We start from the raw sequence: 23,279 nt of genomic DNA, 5'->3' as shown, positions 1-23,279 counted from the left end.
CCAGCGTTTTCAGGCGGGAGCCGTACCGGCTGCCCACGATCCCGGGCGCCGCCGAAGCGATTGCGGCGGGCGTCGCGGCAGGCGCGCTCACAGGCTGGCTAAGCGGTAGCGGCTCCAGCATCATGTGCGTGGCTTATCGCGAGCAAGGGGCGCGCGTACTGGAGGCCATGCGCGCGAGCTTTGGGGCGAGTGGCCAAAGCTGCGAAGCCACGATCTTGCAGGCCGACAACACCGGCCTGCGCCTCAGCTAGAGGGCAACAAGCGCGAGCGGGAGAGCCCCCTTTGTCGCGACGACAGATCTGCGTGCGCTCATTTGCCGAACAAGTGGATTACCCATGCGGCCGCGCGAAAAAAATCACGCCGAAATCGCAGCTCAAACCGCGATAACTGCGACCGAAGCGATGGGGGATGATGCCTCGATGGAAAAACCAGTGATTGGGAATGCCTCGACAGGGAGGGCCGCGGAGCCTGCGGCGCTTGCTCCAACGGTCGCCGCACTGCGCGCGCAAGCCCCGTTGCAGCCGCTGATTCACATCGTCCTCTACGCGCCGCAGATCGCGCCCAACACGGGAAACGTCGGGCGGCTCTGCGCGGTGACGCGCTCGCGGCTGCACCTGATCCACCCGCTGGGCTTCGAGATCAACGACCGCAACCTGCGCCGCGCCGGGATGGATTACTGGTACTCGCTCGACGTGCATGAGCACGCCGACTGGGCCGCGTTTCGCGCGAGCCCGTTTGCGCCGCAGCGGCTGTGGCTGTTTACGACCAGGAGCAGCCAATCGTTTTGGGAAGCGGATTTTGCCGATGGCGATGGACTCGTCTTCGGCAATGAGGGGAGCGGCGCACCGGACTGGCTCCACGCCGAGATCGGCGCCGCCCAAAGCCTCACGATCCCGCAGCGCAACGCCGCGCTGCGCTCGCTCAACCTCTCCACCGCCGTCGGCATCGCCACCTACGAAGCCCTCAGAGGTCTTCGACCTTTTTAATTGGCGAGCGGCTCGCGCTTCGCTGGCCGCTCGTCGCCCAATGCGTGCGAGGGCGTGGCTTTGATAAAGCGGTTGTTTGCGCGAGCGATTTAAAATCTACGAGGTCGTCAGCTTGATCATAAGAGAAACCATGCTTTCGATCAAACAGGCAGTAGTCAGGATGATTTTTAGAATTCATTTCAGTGTATGGATTGACGGTACGAGACTGGGGGGAATTGGGATCAGTTCCTGTGAATGCTCCCCGTTCCTTCTCTCGTTACAATTCAGCCCTGTTGGGTATTAAGTGCCGTGCCGCGCTCGGTTTGGCTGTACTCGGCGAATTTACACCTGTGCAGGCGCGTGGGCTTGATGCGCTTGACCTTGCTGATGCCGATCAAATTTACCACCTCAACCCGCTGAGTGTGTAGGCGCGTGATGAGGTTGGTGCAGGCTACCGGCCAACGCGTTCTTCGACTGCCACGCGTACCAACGTGTTGCTTGAGGAGCTCCCACGCACCGTCAACGTTGTCACAGCTGAGGTGATGGCCGACTTGGGGGAGACTCGGATTGAGCGCGCGCTGGACTTCGCTGGCGGCGTTACACGCAGCAATAACCTCGGTGGCTCCAGCATGGTGTTCTACAGCGTGCGCGGCTTTACCACGGGGGGGATGTATCGCAACGGTTTTACCACTGGACGCGGTCTGAACGCTGCGCCGGACGCATCGACCCTTGAGCGGGTGGAGGTGCTCAAAGGCCCCGCTTCGGGGCTATTCGGACGCGGAGACCCGGGCGGCATCGTTAACCTTGTAACGAAGCGGCCGCAGGCGGAGCGTTTTTCCCGAATCACAGCTAGTGCGGGGAGTTGGGATCATTATCGCGGTACGCTCGATTTGAATACGCCCCTAAGTGCGAGTGGCGCCGTCCTCAGTCGCTTTAATATGGCACTGGAAGACAGCGGCAGCTTTCGCGATTACGTCGAGACTCAGCGCTACGTCTTTGCGCCGAGCTTAAGCTGGCAGCTCGCCCCGAGGACGCTGCTGCTCGTCGATGGCCAGTATATCCGCCACGATAACACCTTTGATCGCGGCATCCCTGTGATTGATGGACAGGTGGGCCAAGTGCCGATTCGCAATTTCTACGGCGAGCCCGGGGACGGTAAGTTCAAAAATAAAAATCAGTCGTTCCAGACTACACTGGAGCAGCAGGTGAGCGATAGTTGGAAGCTGCGGCTCGCGGCCCATATCAACCACGGGCACATGCAGGGCTATTACACCCAGCTTGGCGCGGCAGTGCCAGCGAATCCGACTTTCTTTACCCGCTCCTACAGTTGGCGAAACGCGCAGTGGAACGACTGGCACAACCATGCTGAGTTGCACGGGCACTTCGCCCTCTTCGGCTGGGAGCACCAAGTGCTGATCGGTGCGGAGTACGAGTGGTACCGCTACGATCAATACCGCCCCTTGGCAGATGCGCGCGCAGCTTACGGTATTGATGCGCTAAATCCGGTTCACGGTCAGCCAAGCCCGCCGATGACCAGCTTTATAACCAACAGCCTGGCACATGAGAAGAACTACGCGCTCAACGCGCAGGATCAGGTCCATTTTTCGACGCGGCTGATCGGCCAACTGGGCGTGCGCTACGATTCAGTCGATGTGCGCAGCCACAATCGCTTCAACAACCGCAAGACAAACTACAATCGCGACGCGACTGTCCCCCGAGCGGGCTTGCTCTACAAATTTACGCCGCAGTTCAGCAGCTTCGCCAGTGCGGCGCGATCTTTCCGACCCAATGGTACCGACTCAACCGGAGTGGTTTACGATCCAGAAACTGGCGTGGGCTACGAGGTGGGCAGCAAGTTTGAACTCTTCGGCGGGCGGCTTGGAGGCACGTTCGCACTTTTTCATATTACCAAAGAAAACGTGCTCACACCGCACCCTGATCCTGCGGTTATCGACAGCATCGCTGTTGGCGAGCAGCGCAGCCAAGGGCTCGATCTCCAGATTAGTGGCAAGCTCATTGATTCGCTGCGGTTGATCGCAGCCTACGCGTACATTGATGCTGAAGTCACCAAGGACAATCGCGCCAGCTATCAGGGGAACCGGCTTGTTGCTGCGCCCGAACACAGTGGCAGCCTCTTTGCGGTCTACGAGTTGCCGCGTGGCTTCGAGATCGGCAGTGCCTACACTTACGTTGGCTTGCGCAAGGGGGATATTACCAACCGGATTGAAATGCCCGGTTACAGCACTGTGGACTTCTTCTTGCGCTGGCGTGTGGGTGAAAACTTCAGCCTGACGCTCAACCTGAATAACCTTGCGGGCAAAGAGTATTATGAGAGCGGCTACAGTGCGGTCTCGGTCGTCCCCGGTACGCCACGAAACTTTAAGCTGACACTCACCCAGAAGTTTTGAGGAGAGCAGCTTCTCTCTATCCGACGAGGTCCTCCTGTCGCTGTCCGCTGTGATTGCTGAACTCGGCCCCTGCGTGAGCAGGGAAAGTGGGAGGCGCGTTTCCTCAATCGCGCGAAGTTATTCGTCGCGTGCAAAGTGGCCCGGGGCTCCTCGCCCTTCGCGCGAGCGGGAGCGTAGCCCCTTTTATCTGGCGGCGGGGCGTTGCTCCTGCCGTGAAGAGAGCGAGAACTCAAACAGGCCCCTGCGTGAGCAGGGAAGCGTTTGCTGCGTGTCGCCTTATGTCGCGCGAGCGTGAATGGAGGAGGTCACCGACCTCCGGGATGGAGCGGATGAGGCGTTGGGTGTAGGGGTGCTGGGGGCGCTCCATGATTTGGGTGGCCTCTCCGAGCTCGACGATCTGGCCGCGGTACATGACGGCGATCCGGTCGGAGATGTGTTTCACGACGGAGAGGTCGTGCGCGATGAAGATCATCGTGAGCTGCATGTCGCGCACGAGCCGCGAGAGCAGGTTGAGGATTTGCGCCTGGATCGAGACGTCGAGGGCCGACACCGGTTCATCGGCGATGATCACGCGGGGCTCCAGCGCGAGCGCGCGGGCGATGGCGATGCGCTGGCGCTGGCCGCCGGAAAACTCGTGCGGGTATTTGTGCAAGAACCGCGGGGCGAGCCCCACGGTTTCCATGAGCTGGGCGACGCGGGCGGCGACTTCTGCGGGCGGGCAAATCTGGTGGACGCGGAGCGGCTCGGCCACCGCGTCGAACACGGTCATGCGTGGGTTGAGCGAGGCGTAGGGGTCCTGGAAAACCATTTGCAGGCGGCGGCGCGTGGCGTGGATGTCGCGCGCGGCGCTCGTGCTGAGGTTGCGTCCTTCAAAAATGACGCTGCCCGACGTTGCGGGGACGAGCTGCATGATCGTGCGCGAGAGCGTGGACTTGCCCGAGCCGGACTCGCCGACGAGGCCGAGGACTTCGCCTTGGCGGATCTGGAGGCTGACGCCATCGACCGCTTTGATGGGTTCGCCGCGGCGGCGGAAAAGCCCGCCGAGCGCACCCTTCCCGTTCCCCCCGCCTCGCGCGCGGAAGTGGGTTTTGATGTCGCGCAGCTCCAAGGTCACAGACCTGCTTATTGGGCGGGTGGCTCGCTGGCCGCCCGTCAGCCGGTCGGTTCCGGCGGCTTTTTCGAAGTCCGGTGGCTCGGGCTGATCTGCATGAGACACATTGGTTTCTGGGGGGGCATCAGGCATTGGCGTAACGCTGCCGGAGCTGCTTGCCTGCTCGCCAGTTTCTGCGTTTTCGCCCGGGGCCGGCACATCGCGGAAGCGGGCGAGGAGTTGTGCTTCGCTGAGCGGTTTGGAGAGGTCGGGCGGCATCCCGGGGATGGCGTAGAGCTCGCGGCCCTTGGGCTGGAGTGCGGGGATGCAGCGTTGGAGTGCGCGGGTGTAGGGGTGCTCGGGCGCGGCGAAGAGTTGGCGCGTGGGCGCGCTCTCGACGATCCGGCCCGCGTACATGACCTGGGTGCGGTCGCACAGTTGGGAGACGACAGCGAGGTCGTGCGTAACGAAGATGACGGCCATGCCGAGCTCGCGCTGCATCGTGCCGATGAGCTCCAGAATCTGCGCCTGCACGGTGACGTCGAGGGCGGTGGTGGGCTCGTCGGCGATCAGGATGTCGGGCCGCGTGATCAGGGCCATCGCGATCATGACGCGCTGGCGCATGCCGCCGGAAAACTCGTGCGGGTAGGCGCGCAGCCGCGCCTCGGCGTCGTCGATCCCCACGGTGCGCAGCATGTCGAGTGCGCGCGCTCGGGCCTCCTTTTTTGAGATTTTTTCGTGAATGAGGAGCGGCTCCATGAGCTGTGCGCCGATCCGCATAAAGGGATTCAGCGAGGTCATGGGATCCTGAAAAATCATCGAAATGCGCTTGCCGCGAATGGCGCGCATCCGGGCTTCGCTGCACTGGAGCAGGTCGATGCCGTCGAAGACGGCTGAGCCGCTCTCGATCCGGCCCGGCGGCTGCGGCACGAGGCGCAGGAGCGAGTAGCAGGTTACGGATTTTCCCGAGCCGGACTCGCCGACGATGCCGAGCGTCTCGCCGGCATTGAGGTCGAAGCTCACGCCATCGACTGCGCGGTACACGCCGCTTCGGGTGTGGAAATAGGTGCGCAGGTTTCGGACGCGGAGCAGTGGCGGCGGCATGGCGGGCGGCGTGGTGGTGGAGGGCGCGGGAGGGAGCGCGAAGCTCAGAGTGACGGCGCAGTCTCGCCGCCGGTGGCCCGGCCGTCCAGCAGGGCGGTGAGTGCGGAGAGGACTTGTGCGGGAGAGAGCGAGGCGAGGGCGCCGCCGCCAGTCGGCGGGCAGTCGGGCGGCTGCAAGATCGTGACGGGTGCGTCAAACACGGGGCCGGTGCGCCGAGGGTTGGTGGGGCCGAAGAGCGCGACGAGCGGCACGCCCAGCGCGTTGGCGAGGTGCATGCCGCCCGTGTCGTTGGTGACGAGGGCGGCGCAGTCGCGCAGCCGCGCGCAGTATTGGGGCAGGTCGGTTTTTCCAGCCAGGTTTTCGAGCGCGCGTGGCGGCGAGCCCATCTGGCAGCGGGTGGCGATTTCGCTGGTGAGCGTGCGGTCTTTCACCGTGCCAAACAGGGTGATCGGCAGCTCGGGCGGGAGCGACTGGATCAGCGTGACCCAGTGGGGGATCGGCCAGCGTTTCTCGGGGGAGTTTTCCGAGCCCACGATGAGCCCGATCCGCGGTGCCGTGCCCGTGCCCTGATCGCGAGGGGCTGTTGCCAGCGGCCTGCGGTCGGGCGGCTGCTCCAGGCCGAAGTGGCGCAGGAAATCGCGCCACAGGTCGAGCTGGTGGTGCTGGGCTTCGTCGTAATCGGGCGGCAGGGCGAAGCGGTGTGTGAGCAGCGGGCGCGGCTTGCCGGAGCGGGCGATGCCGAAGCGCTGGGGCGCACGGGTGAGCCAGGCCTCGATGTCGCCGCGCGCGGAGTTGGTGAACAGCAGCAGCGTGTCGGGATACTGCTGGCGCAGCCGCCAAAACGCAGCGAAGTAGGCCGGGCCGCTCGCCGCGCTGTGGCGTGGCGGCAGCGGCACGAAGCGGTCGGCCAGCGCGTAGTCTTCTATGAGTGGCGCGAACTGGGGCTTGCCGATCAGGGTGAGCTCGGCATCGGGCCGGCTGTGGCGCAGGGCGCGCAGCAGCGGGATCAGCATCACGACGTCGCCCAGCCAGTTTGGCAGGCGCACCCAGAAGCGCGTGCGGCGCGGGCCTTCTTGTTGGGCGCGCGCATCGGCTCGTGCGTTGGTGGCTGGCCCGGTAGCGGGCGGCTCGGCAGTGGGGCGGGGGCGCGATTCGGCGGCATTGGTGCTTTGGCCGGTCGCACTGCCGCTGTGGCGTGCGGCGAGGTCGGCAGCGAGCAGGTTGCGCTTGGCGGTGAAGCGCAGGCGGCGGTCGGGCGCGCTCTGGTTTTTCCAGCGCGCGTGCGCCCAGAGCCAGGAGGCGCAGGCGTTGGCGTCGGTTTGCAGTTTTTCTTCGAGCCAGCGGTTGAGCGCGAGCGTGACGGACTCGCTGCTGGCATCGCCGGAGGCGGGGAGCACGGTTTCGGCGTGGACTTCGATCCGCCAGAATGCGCGGCGTATCGCGTAAACGGCGACGACGGGCGCGGCAAATTTGTGGGCGAGCAGGCCGGGCAGCTCCGTCGTCGAGCAGACGCGGCCCAGCAGCGTCGAGAGGGCGCCGATGTCGCCCGCGTTTTGGTCAAAGAGGATGCTCACCGCGCCACCGCGCCGGAGGATGGCGATGGCTTCCTGAAAGCCTTTTTTGCGCGAGAGCAGCCTGATGCCGTAGCGTTCGCGCGTGCGCTTCAGCCACGCGTCGAGCGAGGGCGTTTTGAGCGGGCGGTAAATCGCCGCAAACTCCGCGGTCATTCGACCGTTTTTTTGGGCGTACTCCCGCTGGTCGTACGTCTGGGCATCGGGACTCTCGGTGTCTTCTCGCGGCTTCCAGTTCAGATTCGGCACCGCAACGGGGAAGCAGGTGACGGCTTCCCAGTAGGCGAAGTGCGGGGTGACGAGCACATGCGGGCGCGGGGTGCTTTGTTGTGAGGCGACGAGCGCATTCATCGCGTCGCTGTTGCTCACGATCTGGCGCAGCCGGTGCAGCGGGATAAAGGGCGTCGCCAGCGAGAGCAGGCCAGTCTCGACCATCCGGCGGCAGCTTTGGCGGGCAGTGGCGCGTCGGGCGGGCTCGCTCCAATCGGGGAAGGCGTGGTGCAGGTTGGAGAGGATGAGGCGGCGGCGCAGCAGCAGCACGGCTTCGGCGAGTACCGCTGTCGCCCCGCGCAGCACGCACTCCGGCGTGTGGGCGACGAGCCAGCCGGTAGTCTGGATGAGGAGTTTTAGCACGCGGGGCGGGGGGACAGGTGGGCTTCGTTACTTTTTTAAGTCAGTCGTCCATGAAAGGTTGCAGGGGCTCGGTCAAAAGCAGATTTTCCCCGGCCTCTTCGCGCCGCCTTCCCGCCTCCCTCCCGCCGCCCTCGCCCATGACCGAACTGTTGATCATCAAGCCCTCATCGCTCGGCGATATCGTCCACGCGCTCCAGGTGGCGACTTCGCTTAAGGCTCAGCGGCCCGACCTTCGGATTTCGTGGATTGCGCGGGAGATTTTTGCGCCGCTCGTGCACGCCTGCGCTGCGGTCGATCACGTCTACACTTTTGAGCGCAAGGGCGGGCTCTCCGGGTTTTCGCGGCTGATGCGCGAGCTGCGCAAAACGAAGTTTGACTACGTATTCGACATGCAGGGGCTGTTGCGCACGGGCCTGATGGCCTCGCGCAGCGTCGCCCAGCGCAAGGTAGGTCGCTGGGATTCGCGCGAGTTTGCGGGGCTTTTTTATGACGAAAAAATCGCACTGCCGCCCGCGGGGGAGGGGGCGCATGCGATCGATATCCTGCTCCAGTTTTGCCCGATCCTCGGTGCCAGGCCCGAGCTCGCGGGCGACCTGGTCTTCCGCGCCTCGGAGACGCTGCACCCGGGCTTCGCGCCGAGCGCGGCCTCCGGAAAACTGCGCCCGCCCGTGCTGATGTTTCCCGATAGCCGCCGCGCGGAGAAGAAGTGGGGCGGTTTCCTGCAACTCACCCAGCACCTGCTTTTTGGCGACCGGCTGCACCGGCGCGTGATTTGGGCGGGCGATAAATATATCCCTGATCGCGAGGGGCTGCCGGGTGACCGCTTCCTGAACCTCACGGGCAATACGGGCCTGGTGTCGCTGCCCGAGCTGATCCGCCGCAGCGACTGGGTGGTCTCCAACGACAGCGGGCCGATGCATCTGGGCGCCGCCCTCGGCGTTAAAACACTGGGCATCTTTGGGCCGACGGATCCCGCGCGCTATGGGCCGTACCCCTTGACCCGACCGACCAACCTCGTCGTCCGCGCCCCTGCGCTGAGCCTGATCTCCGCCAAGGAAGTCTATGGGCGAATGCAGGCCGCCGAGCTCCGCCTGGCCCAGTCGGGCGGCCAGTAAAAAAGGTCGTCCTGTATCCGGCGATGCAGCCCCATTCTCCTTTTTCCCACCTGAATAGAAACCCGCTGCGGCGCCCTCCTGATTTTCCCCCATGCTCGATCCGAAATTATTGCGTGAGTCCCCCGAACTCGTCCGCGCCGGCATTGCCAAAAAACACCTCGATATCGACCTCGACGCGGTGCTCTCGCTGGACGCGGCCTGGCGCTCGTTGGTCAGCGAAGTCGAGAGCCTGCGCGCCGCGCAGAAAACGGCCAACACAGCGATGGCCGCGCTCCCCAAAGGCTCGCCCGAGTTTCTGGCGAAGGTGCAGGAGATGAAGGCCGCCTCGGCGACCGTGAAGGAAAAGGAAGCCCAGCTTAAGGAGACCGAGGAGCACTGGCGCGAGGCCATGCTCTCGCTGCCAAACTTGCCGCACCCGAGCGTGCCCGAAGGTCGCACACCGGAGGAAAACCAGACGGTCGCCGAGTGGGGGGCCGCGACCGTTTCATTTCGCGAGGCCCTCGCCGGGGCCTCGTCTGAGCCTGACGCGACGGGCGCCGCGGCCGTCACTGCGGCCACTGCCGCAGATGCCGCAGCCGCCGGTGTTGGCGGCGAGGCGCAACAAAACGCGCTGCGCCCGCACTGGGAGATCCCCGGCTTTGAGCGGCTCTTTGATTTCTCGCGCGGCGCGAAAGTCACCGGCGCGGGCTTTCCGTTTTTCATCGGTCAGGGGGCACGGCTCGCCCGCGCGCTGATCAACTTTTTCCTGAGCGAAAACGCGAAGGCGGGCTATCTCGAAGTCTCGCCGCCGATTTTTGTAAACGCGGCCAGCGCGACCGCTACGGGCCAGCTCCCCGACAAGGAGGGGCAAATGTACGAGACGCGCGAGCCGCTCTACGCCGTGCCGACCGCCGAGGTGCCGCTGACCAATTTTTACCGCGACGAGATCGTCGATGAGTCCGCGCTGCCGATCCGCCGCTGCGCCTACACCCCCTGCTTCCGGCGCGAGGCGGGCAGCTACGGCAAGGACGTGCGCGGCCTCAACCGCCTGCACCAGTTCGACAAGGTCGAGCTCCTCAAGTGGGTGCACCCGAAGCACAGCTACGCTGAGCTGGAGGGGCTGCGCGCCGATGCCGAAGCCCTGCTGCGCAAGCTGGAGCTGCCCTACCGCGTGTTGCTGATGTGCGGCGGCGACCTCGGCTTTGCGCAGGCGAAGAAGTACGACCTCGAAGTCTGGGCCGCCGGCCAGGCGCGCTGGCTCGAAGTGTCGAGCTGCTCCAACTTCGAGGCCTTCCAGGCGCGCCGAGCGCAGATCCGCTACCGCTCGGCGGAGACGGGCCGCCCCGAGGTCGTGCACACGCTCAATGGCTCGGGTCTCGCCGTGCCGCGCGTACTCGCCGCGCTGCTGGAAAACAACCTGCAAGCCGATGGCCGCGTAAAGCTGCCCGCTGCGCTCGTGCCCCATTTCGGCGACGAGTACCTGAGCTTCGCGTAAGCGGAAGAAAACGGGGGCGCCGTGCCGTGAAACTCACCTCGGCCAGTGTGCGGGAAAAAGCGGCTGCGCTCGCGGCACTTTTGCCAATCGGGCGACTGGAGCAGCAGGCGCTTTCGTTTGGCGCGGGCCCGCCGCCCGCGGAGCCGCCCGCAGCCGCATCTGCGCTGCCGTCCTCAGCACACAAGCCTTGGGCGGTCGCCCTTTCCGGCGGGGCAGACTCGGTTGCGCTCCTGTTACTCTTGTGGGCGCATTGGCCCGCGAGGCGCGGCGACTTGCTCGCGCTGCATTATAACCACCGGCTGCGCGGTGCCGCGGCAGATGAGGACGAGCAGTTTTGCAGAAAATTGTGTCGCGCGCTGGGCGTGCCGCTGGCCGTGGGGCGGGCTGGAGGGAAGGGGGGCGGGCGGCCCGCCGCACTTGCGCTGCGCAGCGAAGCGCAGGCCCGCGAGGCGCGCTTTGCGTTTTTTGCCAAAAAAATGGCCGCCGCGCGCGCGCGATTGCTCTGGCTCGGCCACCAGCAAAACGACGTGGCGGAAACCCTGCTCATGCGGCTGACACGCGGCAGTGGGCCGGGCGGCCTCGCTGCGCCGCGCCCCGTGCAGCTGATCCGCAGCGGTGAAGAAAAAAACGCCGATGCAGCGCAGGAGGGCAAAACAGTAGGGCGGGAGCGGCAGGCTCGGGGCGGCCGATGCGGGAGCGTCGATGGGGGCGTGAGTGGCGGGCGGGAGGGGAGAGTGCACCTGAGGCCGCTGCTCACGCTGTCGCGCGCACAGATCGAAGCGGCACTGCGTCACTGCGAAATCCCCTGGCGGGAGGATGCCACGAACGCGGAGGGCGATTTCTTTCGCAACCGCATCCGGCGTGATGTGCTGCCTGCGCTGGTGGCCGCAGCGGCCGCAGCGGGCGGAGCGGGAGGGGCGGGAGGGCGCGACGCCCTCGCGGGCATGGCCCTCGCCCGCGAGCGGATCGACGAAGACGCCGCCGCCCTGGACGCCTGGGCACAGGAGGTCTTTGTCCTTTCTACTGGACGCACTTCCGTTGGTCGCGCGTCGCTGGGGCTCAACCTGCGCGAATTGGCCCCTGTGCCGAGAGCGGTGCTGCGGCGGGTGTTGCACCGCTGGCTGCGCGAATTCGCAGGCGCACCCGCGCTCTCCCGCGCGGCCTTCGAACACTTGCTCGCCGCAGTGGAGCGCGGGCAGAGCACGCGGCAGAGCTTGGGCGCGGGCGGCTTCGCACTCATCCGCCGCGGCATACTGCACTTCGAGCCGCGCACCCGTTAGGGGAGACGGTCGTTCAGGTTGCTTGTGCGTGTAGCTTTGATGACCACGGTCAACAGTTAGCGCAGCACTGGTTTTGAGAATGTGGAGCGAGGAGGAATTGCTTGGTTCTGTTTTCTGCCCCCCCTCCAAGTGAGTGCCTACTTCTCTATTTCCCTCGGCCTGCTTTGCTCTGCCATGACCGTTTTTGCCGCCTCCGCCGAACCCTCAGTCCCACATCTACGAGAGGGGCAACTGATCGTCGATGGGCGGCCTTTTTTTGTGCGGGGAGGAGAGCTTTCGAACTCTCACGGTGAGCCGGACTACCTGCGACCTAGTTGGGCGAAGCTGCGCGCGCTAAACCTCAACACTGTCCTTGCCCCTGTTTATTGGAACCTGATCGAAGCGGAAGAGGGCCAGTTCGATTTTGCGACGGTAGAGGGCTTACTAGCCGATGCGCGGGCGAATGACATGCGGTTGGTGTTACTCTGGTTTGGCTCGTGGAAAAACAGTATGTCGGCTTACGTGCCTGCGTGGGTAAAGCGTGATACGATGCGCTTCCCGCGTGTACTTGATTCAGCGGGACGTGCTCACGAGATTTTGTCGCCCTTTGTCGCGGCCAATGCTGAAGCCGATTCCCGTGCCTTTGCGGCGTTGATGCGCTACCTCCGCGAAAATGATGGCGAACATACGGTCATCTTGGTGCAGGTGGAAAATGAGATCGGGATGATTCCCGAGCCGCGCGATCATCGACCAGAGGCGGATCAAGCGTTTAGCGGGCCAGTTCCCGCCGCGTTGTTGAAGTCCCTGCGTGAGCGCGCGGCGAGCGACTCGCTTGCGACGAACCAGTTGCTCAGAGGAAGGGCAAGAGTGGGAGCGCATATTGAGGAGGGGACTTGGGCAGAGGTTTTCGGTGAAGGTGTGGAGGCCGAAGAGATCTTCATGGCGTGGCAATTTGCGTGTTATACGGAACAGGTCGCCTCAGCCGGGTTAGCCGAGCTCGCGTTGCCGCTTTATACGAACGCAGCACTCATTCGCCCGGGCTATCAGCCGGGGCAGTACCCGAGTGGAGGGCCGCTTCCGCATTTGTTCGATGTGTGGCGAGCAGGAGCTCCATCGCTCTCGTTTTTGGCGCCGGATATTTACTTCCAAAACTTCACTTACTGGGCTCGACACTATGCTCGGGACGCTAATCCGCTCTTTATCCCAGAGGCACTTCGCAGCAACGAGGCGGCGATTCATGCGCTCTATGTTTTGGGTGAGCACCGCGCGATAGGGTTTTCGCCTTTTGCAATCGAGTCTACCCCCGAGCCGACGGCCAGTTATCTGGCGGCGAGCTATGACCTCATTCGCCAACTTACCCCGTTGTTCAGGCCTTCTCATGAGAAGAGCGGTGCGCGCCAAAGCGCGGGACTCCTAAAAGAGAGCGCAGAGACCAAGCAGCCGCAGCAAGTGCGCTTAGGAAACTGGACCATTTACGCTCACTTTGAGCACACTGCTCCGTATTCTCTGGGAGAGGGGGGAGCGGTTATCGTTGGGCAGGATAACTCCGTTTTCGATGGAGTGGGTGTCGCTGGCGCGATGCCGGGCCAGCTGTCCCCGGCTGGGGGGCTGGTGCTCATGCTAGGCGAGGACGAATTTCTCTTTGCAGGAATGGGGCTGACCTTGACCTTTGCATCGGCTGAAACGGGAGCTTGGCAAGCGGGGTTACTCAATGTGGAGGAGGGGCGTTTCGACGAGCACGGAGACTGGCAGCACGTCCGCTGGCTAAATGGGGATCAAACCCATCAGGGCCGCCATGTGCGGTTGGAGCCGGGCCGTTTTTGTATCCAGCGAGTGCGGCTTTATCGATACCGCTGAAGCTCATCAAGGGTTGCCCGGGGTACTTTCAGGGCGCAGAGATTGATAATAGCTGAGTGAATGGGGAGGCGGCTCAACCCCAGCGGGGAACGGGCGCTTGGAAAAAGTTTGAAAATAGAGGAGGCAGGAGTCGCGCCAGGTAATGGCGTCGGTGACTTGGCGAGCGAGCCGCTGCCGAACGTCAGTGAAGCGCTCCGTGTCGACTTTCCCTGCGAGCTTTTCCCAAGTGGAGAGCATCGCTTGTGCTTCTTCGACGCCTTGTTGATAGCTCAGGCAGAGCTTGTCCCAGAGTGTGTGACCGGTGCTCAGTCGGTAATCCCAAGGCAGGTGGTGAAACCAAAGAAGGAATTCGGGCGGGCAAGTGTCGGGGTTTCCCCAGAGGGTCTGGAGCTCAGGGGCGTATTGGGAGAGTGCGTTGGAGCCGGTCGCTGTGCGGTCAAAGCCCAGTCCCTGCTCATCGGCGCGGTGGTAGTAAGTGGGGTTCCAATCGTCGCGGTGCAGGTTGTCTACCCAAGGGCCCGGGCCGTAATGGTGAGCCGTGGCCATGATGTGGTGAAGCCCGAGTGGCATGGAGTAGTTGACGACTGTTTCGCGCGAGCCGAGTAGCAGCTTCTCAATCGTTTCTACAGTTTCGGGGTCGAATGAGCGGGCGTTGCGGAATGTGAGCTGCGCCCATTCGTGGGCGATTTTCCCGCTGGTGAGTGTGTGATCCCAAGCGAGCCTCCCGTAGGCGTACCAATTAGCTTGGGCGAGTGGGTGCCCTGTCCAATTGCGATCACTGCCGGTATTGGCTACACCGGAGATTAGGCTCAATGGGTGGCCGTTCAGCGTACCATCAATGACCTTGGCGACCGTAGAGCCGGGACCCTGCGTGTAGGTTTCGGATGTGAGGAACTCCTTCCACATCGGTGCAAGGAAGGCGACTTGGTGTTGTTGGCCGAGGTACTCTTGGGTGATTTGTAGCTCGGCAGCCAGCGGGGTTTGGCGCATCGCGCCGAAGAGTGGCGAAAACGGTTCACGCGGCATGAAGTCCAGCGGGCCATTCTTGATTTGGAGGACGACGTTGGGCGCGAAGTTACCATCCAGAGGAAGAAATTCGTTATAGGCCTGTTTAACGCGGTCGGTCTTATTGTCGGGCGAGTAGACAAAGGCGCGCCAGATGACGATCCCGCCGTGTGGGGCGAGTGCTTCGGCGAGCATGTTTGCTCCTTCGGCATGGCTGCGGCCGTAGTCATGCGGGCCGGGTTGCCCTTCGGAGTTGGCCTTTACCAAAAAGCCACCGAAGTCGGGGATGAGCGCGTAGATCTCGGCTGCCTTGGCGCGCCACCATGCGGCGACCTCAGTGGCGAGTGGGTCGCCGGTGTGGAGCTCGCCGATTTCGATTGGTGCGCTAAACCGCGCACTCAAATAAACCCGCAAGCCGTAGGCTCGGAAAAGGTCGGCGAGTGCGGCCACTTTGAGCAGGTATTCGGTAGTGAGGATGCGGGCGTCGGCATTGACGTTGTTGAGCACGGTGCCGTTTAGCCCGAGCGAAGCCATTGCCCGGGCGTAGTCGCGATAGCGTGGATCAAGTTCATCGGGTAACTCTTCCCAGCGCCAAAGTGAGTTTCCCGCGTAGCCGCGTTCTACGAAACCGTCGAGATTGTCCCAGTGGTTGAGCAGCCGGTGAGCGATGCTCGGAACGCTGGTGATAGCGATATTGCTGAAGGGCTGGTCGCTAAGCTGTAGCTGGCGTAGCAGCGCGAAGACTCCGTAAAGGATACCGGTGTCGCTTGCTGCCGCGATGCGGAGCACGGGCGAGGACGAGGTGTTGTTTTGCGGGCTGGTGGTAAACGGGGCGATGAGGAACCCTTCGCGGGCTTTGGTGTCGTTTGCGCGGAGCGCGTAAGGCAACGAGTCGGTGTCAACTGCTTCGAGCCGCACCAAGGGGGGCTGACCGTAAAGGTGGCGGAGTGCGGTTTCGAGCTCAGCTTGAGCCAAGGCGAGCGTGGGTGTTTCTTGGCCGGTTGGTGTGGCCAAAATAATAGTAAACCGGGGGCACTCGTCTGCGCCGGGGCTGGTGCTATCGGGAGCCAGCCGTGGGTAGCGTAACCAGAGTGCGTAACCATCTTCGGCGTAGTGAGAAGGGGACATTAGAACAGCGGCGAAGAGTATGGGTAGAAAGCAGCGCATCGGGCGTCGGGGGATTTGGGAGTATCTCCACGCAACAGATCAAAACGTGCCCAATTGCTCGTCGGAAGTGTCGTTGCGCGCTAACAGTAGACTTGAGCCTTGCTCGACTATAGCCCAAGTCCTGCCCCGCGCTTTCTGTGCGTTCTACCCCTGCGTGCCCGCCCGCGTTGGTGTGGCTTTACCCAACCCCGCTTACCCCCTCCCCCCCCATGCCTGTTTCACAAAAGCGCGTGACTCTCGCTGACATCGCGAGAAAGGCGGGATGTCACGTGACAACGGTTTCGCTTGCGCTGCGGGACTGTCCTCGCCTGCCCGAAGCCACCCGGAAGCGGATAAAGGCGCTTGCCAAAAAAATGAGTTACCGGCCCGACCCTCTTATGAGTGCGCTCGTGGCGTACCGGAAGGGAGTGATGGCGAAGCGCAATACGCCGACTCTCGCCTATGTGACGAATTGGGCGACGCGCTGGGGCTGGAAGGAGACGACCGCGCACCCTGATTTTTATATTGGGGCGCAGGCCAAGGCTCAAGAGATCGGCTATAAGCTGGAGCACTTCTGGTTGGGCGAACCCAAGATGACGCAGAAGCGGCTCGGCGAGATTCTGTACTCGCGCGGTATCAACGGGGTGCTCCTTGGCTCTCATGGGCGCGAGCGGGGGGATGTATTGGACTTCGATTGGGAGAAGTTTAGCGCGGTGAAGATAGACTATTTCCCTCACCGCCCGTCCTTACACAGCGTGACGAATAATCAGTGCGACATTGTGCGGCTAGCGATGCGTAAGGTGATCGCGAGGGGGTACCGACGGATCGGTTTGGTAATGCATCGGGGGTGGGACTACACGGTCGATCACCTTTGGATGGCAGGCTACCTGTGTGAGCAGCAGGTTTTGCGTCCGAGGGAGCGCATCCCCGCTCACCTTTATCCAAAACCAGAACCTATGAATGCTTGGCTTGCTGAGGGGGCGTGCGAGTTGCTTGTCGAGGGGCGCAGCTTTGCCCAATGGTTTGAGAAATATCGCCCCGAGGTGATTTTGAGTAAGAGCAGTTTTGTGTTGCCAGTAATGAAGCGTTTGGGGCTGCGAGTACCGAGCGACGTCGCACTGGTGGATTTGTTTCTGGAGTGCGCGGACGGAGCGACCGCGGGTGTCGAGCAAAACCATAAGACGGTCGGAGCGGTGGCGGTGGAAATTCTCGCCGGGCAACTCCAGCACGGCAAATACGGTGTGCCCGCCAATCCCAAGACGACCTATGTCGGCGGTACCTGGCACGAGGGTGCGAGTTGTCCGGTCAAGAGCTGCGCGGAAGGTGGGTAGCGTGTGTGGCGAACTCTCGGGGGGGCAATTGTTAGGGGAGGCGGGGGCTTGGTGGGGTTAAAACGTGAAGGTATTGGTGATGAACCATTCTCGGCCGGGGGCGATGCGTGCAGCGGCCCAGGTGTGGCCATCTGGTTGCACGGAGATGGGGATGAGTCGGTTGCGGGTGAAGGCGTTGCGGAGGTTTATTTGGATTTTCCAGCCGAGGCGTAGCCCGATTTTCCGTTCGTAACCGAGCCATAAGTCTAGTGAGTCTTCGCTGGGACCGTAGTAAGGGCGTGTGAGGTCAAAGGTGTATTGGCCGGGGCTCGGCTCGATCACCGGATAGCCGATTACGACCTTGTCTTGCCAACGGTAGGAGGCCCCGAGGCTCACGCCCTTCAGGAAGTCGTGGCTAAAGGTGTAGTTGGTGACTAGCGTATATCGCCAGCGGCGCAGTTCGGGGGCTAGAGAGCCCTCCTGGAGCTTCATCAGCGTGTAGGCCCCGATGCCGTTGTTCCAGTTGATGCGCATGGTATTGGCAGTGGGCCCACCGGAGAATTGGCGCAGGTCACCGGCGGGGCCTGCGATTTTTTCGCTTATGTAGTTTACAAAAGCCACGGTCTCTTCGCTGCCGACATTGAGCCGAGTGGCAGTAGTTTTTGCGGCGTTAAAGGCGATGCGCCAGCTCGGCGTCGGATTGGCGGTAAGTTCGAATTCATAGCCTTTGGAGAGAGTGTCCGAGGTCATGGCAAACCCGGGCGGCGGGCTATCCGGCCCATAGGCGTAAACGTGTGCAGGGTCGGGGTTGGAAAGGTCAGTGGGAGGCTGGAAGCCCCACGCCTCAAAGAACTGCGCGGGGAGCTCCTCCTGTATCTCGTTCCATGCGGCAATCGCGGCGGCCTCGCGTGCAGCGGCCTCGGCCTGAGTCTCCCCGGCTGCAATGTCTGGTTCGTAGTTATAGCGCCAGGTGTTGGGGCCTCCTGCAGTGTCAAGCGTGTACGCGTTTAGGTCGTAGAGAAATACGTTTCTCCAGCGCAGGCCGTGTACGATGATATTGCCGAGGATATTGAGGTCACCGACTTGGGTGGTGGCATTGGAGACTCGCGCTTCGTATTTGGTGACCCTCAGCGAGTAGCGGTTGTTCTTGGAGGCGAGCAGGACACCGTAGTCTTTTGTCTCTCCGCTGGGGTTATCAATTACCTGGCCATAGAGGTTTCGGCGTGTGCCCGAGATTTCGAAGTTCTCCGATTCGCTGTAAGAAAGACTGACGTTTAGAGGGAGCGGGTCACGTTGCGGGCTGCTGAAGAGCGTGTTGAGGTGCAGGACCGCGCTCTTGGAGAGCGAGTGACTTTTAAACTCACTGCTCCAGCGGCTCGGTAGCGAATAGCCTGCGGGGCTGAGATCGAGGGCGTTTCGTGGGCCGGTCGCGGGAGCCTGTACGTCTTTCCCGCGCACAACATCGTAACGCCAGCCGAGCGTCGTCACAAAGGCACCATCCCACCAGTACCCCTGCCAAGAACCGGCATAGGACTGGGAGCGGCGCAGTGCTTTGGCCGCGCTGCGGGTGAGTCTTTCGTCACCATCGGCGTAGCGTAGCACGTCGTAGTTAAAATCGCTGTTCCAGCCGATGTAGTTATCGAGGTTCGAGGCTTGGGTGAGAGCACCTTCATCGTAAACGTCTTGCATGCCGGGTGGCGCGCTGAAGGGGGCATCAAAGGGTACAGCTGAGTTCCAGGTGGTGTTGAAGTGATAGACTGGACCGCTGCGCAAATCGAGCGGAGCGGTAAGGCCTGGAAGGCCTGTGCCTACTGCGGAGCTGTTGCCCAGCAATGAGTCGCCCAGGTAATTGACCGCGAGTGGAGGTCTCTCGAAAATACCGAGCGCGAGTGTCTGGTAATCATCCCAAGATTGAGGAGAGGCGTACGGTATCCAGGTGCGTCGCTCGGTCTTAAATTTCTCGGAACTATAAACGCCATTAAAGTGGTGTTTGTTAACGAGGCGCCGTAGCCAGTCGGACTTGATGAAGTCCTCGCCGCGCAATTCGGCAAAGAGTGAGCTGCGGCGATATTCGCGCTGACTTTTGTAGGAGGCACCACGCCCTGCGCTTTGTACGAAGGCGCGCCCAAGGTTAGGGTTAGCCTGCAAGTCTTGGAACTGCTCCAGAATATCGATCTCAAGCGCGGGTTGGTAGCCAAGGTAGGACTCGTTGCGCTGTGTGTAGTCCTGCCGGTCGTAACTGAGCTCGATTCCGAATCGATCATCCCAGCCAGTTTGCGTGAGGCTTAGGTTAAACGCATCCCAGTCCTCACGCTCTGATTTATTGGGACCGTCGATAAGTGTGCTGTAGAAGTCGAAAACTGAGGGATCGTTTAGCGTTTGTTCGCGGTATTGGCCGTATTCGTAGCCCGGAAGTCGCGCCTGAGTCGCGTAGCCGGGCAGTCCGTTAATCCCATAAAAGGGGCGCGAGTAGCGGCGGCCGATTGTTGTGGCGTTGTTCGTGCGGGCCGTGCCATCGGGGTTACGCGCCCCGTTGTTGGCGTAGTCTCCGTAGAGGCGGTAGAGCTGTCCAGTGCTCCCGTCGATGAAGTAGAGCGGTTGTTGTCCGTCGCCGCGTCCTGTGACCCACGGGTTAAAGTCGGGATCGGAGGCGCGGGCCTGGCCCATCTGATCACCACCGGCCGGCGGTGTGTCCTCACGCTCGGCGGTGAATCCGTTCTTCAGCGTGAGTTTCCCCATCCCTCCAAAAGGGTTGTCTTCTCCGGGGCTGGCTGGGCGGAACCAAGGCGAAATCCTGTCGATGGGAGGCAGCGTGCGGGGACGGTTGGCTTTGATATCTCCGTGCTCAAACTTTACGCGCAGGCTGGTGTGGAACCCGCGCCGTGCGAAGAGCTTTGGGTCGTACCGAAGTGCAGCGTAGACTCTCTCATCGTCCTCGAAGGCGGGGCGTTGTTTGAATTTATCATGGTCCCATAGCCCTGAGACGCGCAGTGCGAGTGTGCCCCTGATTAGCTCGCGATTGATATCGAGCGAGGTGCGGCGGCTATCGTGTGAGGCGAAACGAAGGTCGAGCGTGTGGCGGTTTTGGAACTCCGCGTTGCGGAGAGACGCGTTGATGATCCCTGCCGGCTTCCCGAGTCCGAACAGGATAGAGTTGGGGCCGCGTTGGATGTCTACGCGGTCCACATTAAACCCGTCCCAAGGAATGTCTGTGCCGAAGTAGTCACGTGTGTTATCTGCTGCGCTGAGCCCGCGCACCCGGTTGTTGCTGTGGGGGGAGGAGAGGGCGGCCTCCTCGTCTACGCTGGTTCCATTCCCGAAGCCACCGTAGGTTGACCGCACACCACCTACCTCGGCGTTGGTTACGTATTGCAGTAGCGTGGTGTTATCCGTGGCACCGATGTCGCCCATAAACTCACGAGTGACGACCGAGATTGCCGAGCCGACATCACGCAGCTGAGTGCGGATGCGAGTGCCTGCGAGCGTTTCTGTGGCTGCGTAGCCGACAGTGCTGTGTGCGCTGATTTCGAAGGGGCTGAGCCGGACGATCTCCTCGTCGGTAGGGTCCACCTCGGGGGTAGAGGTGGATACTGGCGAGCGTTGAAGCGGGGCCGCCTGAGCAAGTGCGACAGCGGAGACTAGTGCAGGCGTCACCAGTGCGACCGCAAACATTCGTGAAGGGTTCATGATGGGGTAAAAGGGGGGTGACGCTTAGTCTGGTGCCCGCCTGCTCAATCTCCAGCGCCTGCATGGTCTAACAATAGACACATAGGTCAGGTGGCCTTGGGAGAGGCCAGGGTAGGCCGTGATCCTGTGTTTTCTGAGCCCGGTTAATCAGCGCGGGACGCCGTGGGGTGCTCCGAGCCGCGCTAGAAGCGGGCATTACGCAAGAGGGGGGGGCGGAGTCTCTCCCGTTGAAGAATCGTCCCTGCTCGCCGAAGACCACTTTGACTTATGTTCGTGGAACATGCAGCCTCGACCCTCACTCCCATTCGTCCCCATGCCAGATTCAGATAACAAAAAGAGCCGCAAACCCCTTAAAAATCTGCCCCAGGATCGGTTTCAGCCGCGGGTGCTGTTCATCTGGCTACTGGTCGGGCTGGCTCTGACTTCGCTGCTGATGTGGTCGCCTGGCCGCCTGGGGGCGCCGATCACGCTGAAAATCCAGCAGGTGGTGGAGCTGGCGGAGAGTGACGCGATCAAGCAGGGCGTCATCAAGCCCGACCTGTCGGGCGGGCCCGATTGGGCGCTGGTGACGGGCGAGCTGCGCGAGCCGGTACCGGTGCGGCCCGATAGCGAGCAGATGACCCGCAGCTTTCGCTCGGCGGGGCGCTTGACCGATTCGAACATGGAGCGGCTCCAGCGCTCGCAGCGCTTTGTGGAGCAGCCGGCGACGACGATGTGGACGCAGATCATGGCCAACGTGATCCCCTTTGTCCTGATCATCGGTCTGCTGTATTTCCTGTTTGTGCGGCAGCTCAAGAATGCGGGCCGCGGGGCGCTTGGCTTTGGCAAGAGTCGGGCGAAGCAGCTGACGCGCGACCGCGACAAGGTGACTTTCGCCGATGTGGAGGGCTGTAACGAGGCGAAGGAAGAGATCGGCGAGATCGTGGAGTTTTTGAAGGACCCCAAGAAGTTTTCCGCCATGGGCGGGCGCGTCCCCAAGGGCGTACTCATGATCGGCCCTCCGGGGACGGGCAAAACCCTGCTGGCCAAGGCGGTCGCCGGAGAGGCCGAGGTGCCGTTTTTCTCCATCTCGGGCTCGGACTTTGTGGAAATGTTTGTCGGCGTGGGCGCCAGCCGCGTGCGCGACATGTTTGAGCAAGGCCGCAAAAACGCGCCCTGCCTGATCTTTATCGACGAGATCGACGCCGTGGGCCGCCAGCGCGGCGCGGGCTTGGGGGGGGGCAACGACGAGCGCGAGCAGACGCTCAACTCGATGCTGGTCGAGATGGACGGCTTCAGCACGGAAGATGGCGTGATCATCATCGCCGCGACGAACCGGCCCGACGTGCTGGACAGCGCCCTGCTGCGCCCCGGCCGCTTTGACCGGCAGGTGACCGTCGGCCTGCCCGATATCGTGGGGCGCGAGGCGATCCTCCGCGTGCACGCGAAAAAAATCACTCTCGAAGAGAGCGTAGACCTCGCGCTGGTCGCGCGCGGCACGCCTGGATTTTCGGGGGCCGATCTGGCGAACCTGCTCAACGAGGCGGCCTTGCTCGCCGCGCGGCGCGACAAGAAAAAGGTCGAGATGGTCGACATCGAAGACGCACGCGAGAAGGTGCTCTTCGGCCGCGAAAACCGCCGCCTGATGGATGAGTCGGAGCGGCGCTTGATCGCCTGGCACGAGGCCGGCCATGCGATCATCCAGGGGCTGCTCGACGATGGCACGGTGCCCGTGCACAAGGTCACGATCATCCCGCGCGGGCAGAGCCTCGGCAGCACGACCTACCTGCCCACCAAGGATATCCTCACGCGCCCGATGAAGAAGCTGCTCGACCAGATCGCGATGGCGATGGGCGGCCGCATCGGCGAAGAGCTCGTCACGGGTGACCTCAGCAACGGCGCCAGCGGCGACATCAAGCAGGCGACCAAGATCGCCCGAGCGATGGTCTGCGACTACGGGATGAGCAACCTCGGCCCCGTCGCCCTCGGTGATAACCAGGACACCGTATTCCTCGGGCGCGACATCACGCGCTCGCAGCACATCAGCGAGGACACCGCGCGCCGGGTGGACGAAGAGGTATCGCGCATCCTCAGGGAGCAGTACGAGCGGGCCAAGGAGTTGATCCACTCCCACCGCGCCGAGATCGACAAGATCGCCGAGGCACTGCTCCAGTACGAGACGATCGAGGGCAAACATGTGCTCGAAATCCTGAAGTACGGAGAGCTGCGCAGCCCGGTGGTGGTCGCTCCGCCGCCCCCGCCGAAGAAGGTCGAAGAAGAGCCCGCGCCCAAGGAAAAGGAGAAGGAGCCCAAGAAGGAGCCCGCCCTCATCTCGCCCGAAGCAATCGGCGGCGCCCCTGAACCCACACCGGCCTGAGACAGGGGCCACGCGCGGCCAGGCGGGAGGGCGAGCCGCGCGCATAATGAACGAGTCGAAGACTCCACTGCGCGTGGGGAGGAGGCCCTGCGCGGGCGGCGGTGGCGGGTCGCCACTCCCATTCAATTTGCGATTTTGCCGCGTGCGCTGCGCGCCCGAACAAAATCGCAAATTTAAGGATCCTCCCCCTGTCGCGTTGCGACAGGCGGTGAGGCATCAAATGCGGATCGAGCGTAAACCCATTTGGGCGCGGTCTTCGACCGCCTTATTTTGCGGCGCACTCGTTGGTGCGCCGTCCT

General features: G+C 62.7%; 13 protein-coding genes and 1 pseudogene. 10 read left to right on the top strand and 4 right to left on the bottom strand.

Annotation, left to right across the window (positions count from 1 at the left end; genetic code table 11):
- The 4 genes and pseudogenes from AXK11_RS04145 to AXK11_RS04135 all read left to right on the top strand — a co-directional run.
- Window positions 1-251, top strand: a pseudogene (locus AXK11_RS04145) (homoserine kinase); the annotation flags it as partial.
- 273 nt (window positions 252-524) lie between these two features.
- Window positions 525-986: a tRNA (cytidine(34)-2'-O)-methyltransferase gene (locus AXK11_RS04140; protein WP_068629623.1), complete on the top strand. Its 462-nt coding sequence runs from the start codon at window positions 525-527 to the stop codon at window positions 984-986.
- A gap of 230 nt (window positions 987-1,216) precedes the next feature.
- Window positions 1,217-1,393, top strand: a complete 177-nt coding sequence (locus AXK11_RS09710; protein WP_156469191.1) for a hypothetical protein — start codon at window positions 1,217-1,219, stop codon at window positions 1,391-1,393.
- A gap of 63 nt (window positions 1,394-1,456) precedes the next feature.
- The gene (locus AXK11_RS04135; protein ID WP_082780874.1) at window positions 1,457-3,373 is read left to right on the top strand and encodes a TonB-dependent siderophore receptor; all 1,917 of its coding nucleotides are present in this window, start codon (window positions 1,457-1,459) and stop codon (window positions 3,371-3,373) included.
- 229 nt (window positions 3,374-3,602) lie between these two features.
- On the opposite strand, the gene AXK11_RS10180 is transcribed toward AXK11_RS04135, so the two are convergent.
- Entirely contained in the window at window positions 3,603-5,567 is a 1,965-nt protein-coding gene (locus tag AXK11_RS10180) for an ABC transporter ATP-binding protein (RefSeq protein WP_068629595.1), read from the bottom strand.
- A 44-nt stretch (window positions 5,568-5,611) separates the two neighbouring features.
- The gene (locus tag AXK11_RS04125; protein WP_068629593.1) at window positions 5,612-7,771 is read right to left on the bottom strand and encodes an LpxL/LpxP family acyltransferase; all 2,160 of its coding nucleotides are present in this window, start codon (window positions 7,769-7,771) and stop codon (window positions 5,612-5,614) included.
- A gap of 137 nt (window positions 7,772-7,908) precedes the next feature.
- Here AXK11_RS04125 and AXK11_RS04120 point away from each other — a divergent pair, with 137 nt between their 5' ends.
- The 4 genes from AXK11_RS04120 to AXK11_RS04105 all read left to right on the top strand — a co-directional run bounded on the left by AXK11_RS04120 (window position 7,909) and on the right by AXK11_RS04105 (window position 13,476).
- Window positions 7,909-8,886 (top strand): glycosyltransferase family 9 protein, encoded by a 978-nt coding sequence (locus AXK11_RS04120; RefSeq protein ID WP_068629591.1) that lies wholly within the window; start codon window positions 7,909-7,911, stop codon window positions 8,884-8,886.
- A gap of 91 nt (window positions 8,887-8,977) precedes the next feature.
- Window positions 8,978-10,360 (top strand): serine--tRNA ligase, encoded by a 1,383-nt coding sequence (gene serS, locus AXK11_RS04115; protein ID WP_068629590.1) that lies wholly within the window; start codon window positions 8,978-8,980, stop codon window positions 10,358-10,360.
- Between the two features lie 26 nt (window positions 10,361-10,386).
- Window positions 10,387-11,640 (top strand): tRNA lysidine(34) synthetase TilS, encoded by a 1,254-nt coding sequence (tilS, locus tag AXK11_RS04110; protein ID WP_068629588.1) that lies wholly within the window; start codon window positions 10,387-10,389, stop codon window positions 11,638-11,640.
- Window positions 11,641-11,769: 129 nt separating this feature from the next.
- A complete protein-coding gene (locus AXK11_RS04105; protein ID WP_197456797.1) occupies window positions 11,770-13,476 on the top strand; it encodes a GH35 family beta-galactosidase in 1,707 nt (568 codons plus the stop codon).
- Between the two features lie 6 nt (window positions 13,477-13,482).
- On the opposite strand, the gene AXK11_RS04100 is transcribed toward AXK11_RS04105, so the two are convergent.
- Window positions 13,483-15,609, bottom strand: a complete 2,127-nt coding sequence (locus tag AXK11_RS04100) for an alpha-glucuronidase family glycosyl hydrolase (RefSeq protein WP_231865751.1) — start codon at window positions 15,607-15,609, stop codon at window positions 13,483-13,485.
- 248 nt (window positions 15,610-15,857) lie between these two features.
- On the opposite strand from AXK11_RS04100, the gene AXK11_RS04095 reads away from it, so the two are divergent.
- The gene (locus AXK11_RS04095; protein ID WP_082780872.1) at window positions 15,858-16,958 is read left to right on the top strand and encodes a LacI family DNA-binding transcriptional regulator; all 1,101 of its coding nucleotides are present in this window, start codon (window positions 15,858-15,860) and stop codon (window positions 16,956-16,958) included.
- A 57-nt stretch (window positions 16,959-17,015) separates the two neighbouring features.
- On the opposite strand, the gene AXK11_RS04090 is transcribed toward AXK11_RS04095, so the two are convergent.
- Complete coding sequence (locus AXK11_RS04090; protein WP_068629583.1) at window positions 17,016-20,624, bottom strand: TonB-dependent receptor plug domain-containing protein; 3,609 nt, start codon at window positions 20,622-20,624, stop codon at window positions 17,016-17,018.
- 313 nt (window positions 20,625-20,937) lie between these two features.
- Here AXK11_RS04090 and ftsH point away from each other — a divergent pair, with 313 nt between their 5' ends.
- Window positions 20,938-22,980 (top strand): ATP-dependent zinc metalloprotease FtsH, encoded by a 2,043-nt coding sequence (gene ftsH, locus AXK11_RS04085; protein ID WP_068629581.1) that lies wholly within the window; start codon window positions 20,938-20,940, stop codon window positions 22,978-22,980.
- Window positions 22,981-23,279 lie beyond the last annotated feature (299 nt).

The sequence above is a fragment of the Cephaloticoccus primus genome (genome assembly GCF_001580015.1).
GTDB classification, from domain to species: Bacteria; Verrucomicrobiota; Verrucomicrobiia; order Opitutales; family Opitutaceae; genus Cephaloticoccus; species Cephaloticoccus primus.
The sequence above is the reverse complement of the archived record's forward strand: the minus strand, read 5'-3'. Positions and strand labels throughout refer to the sequence as shown.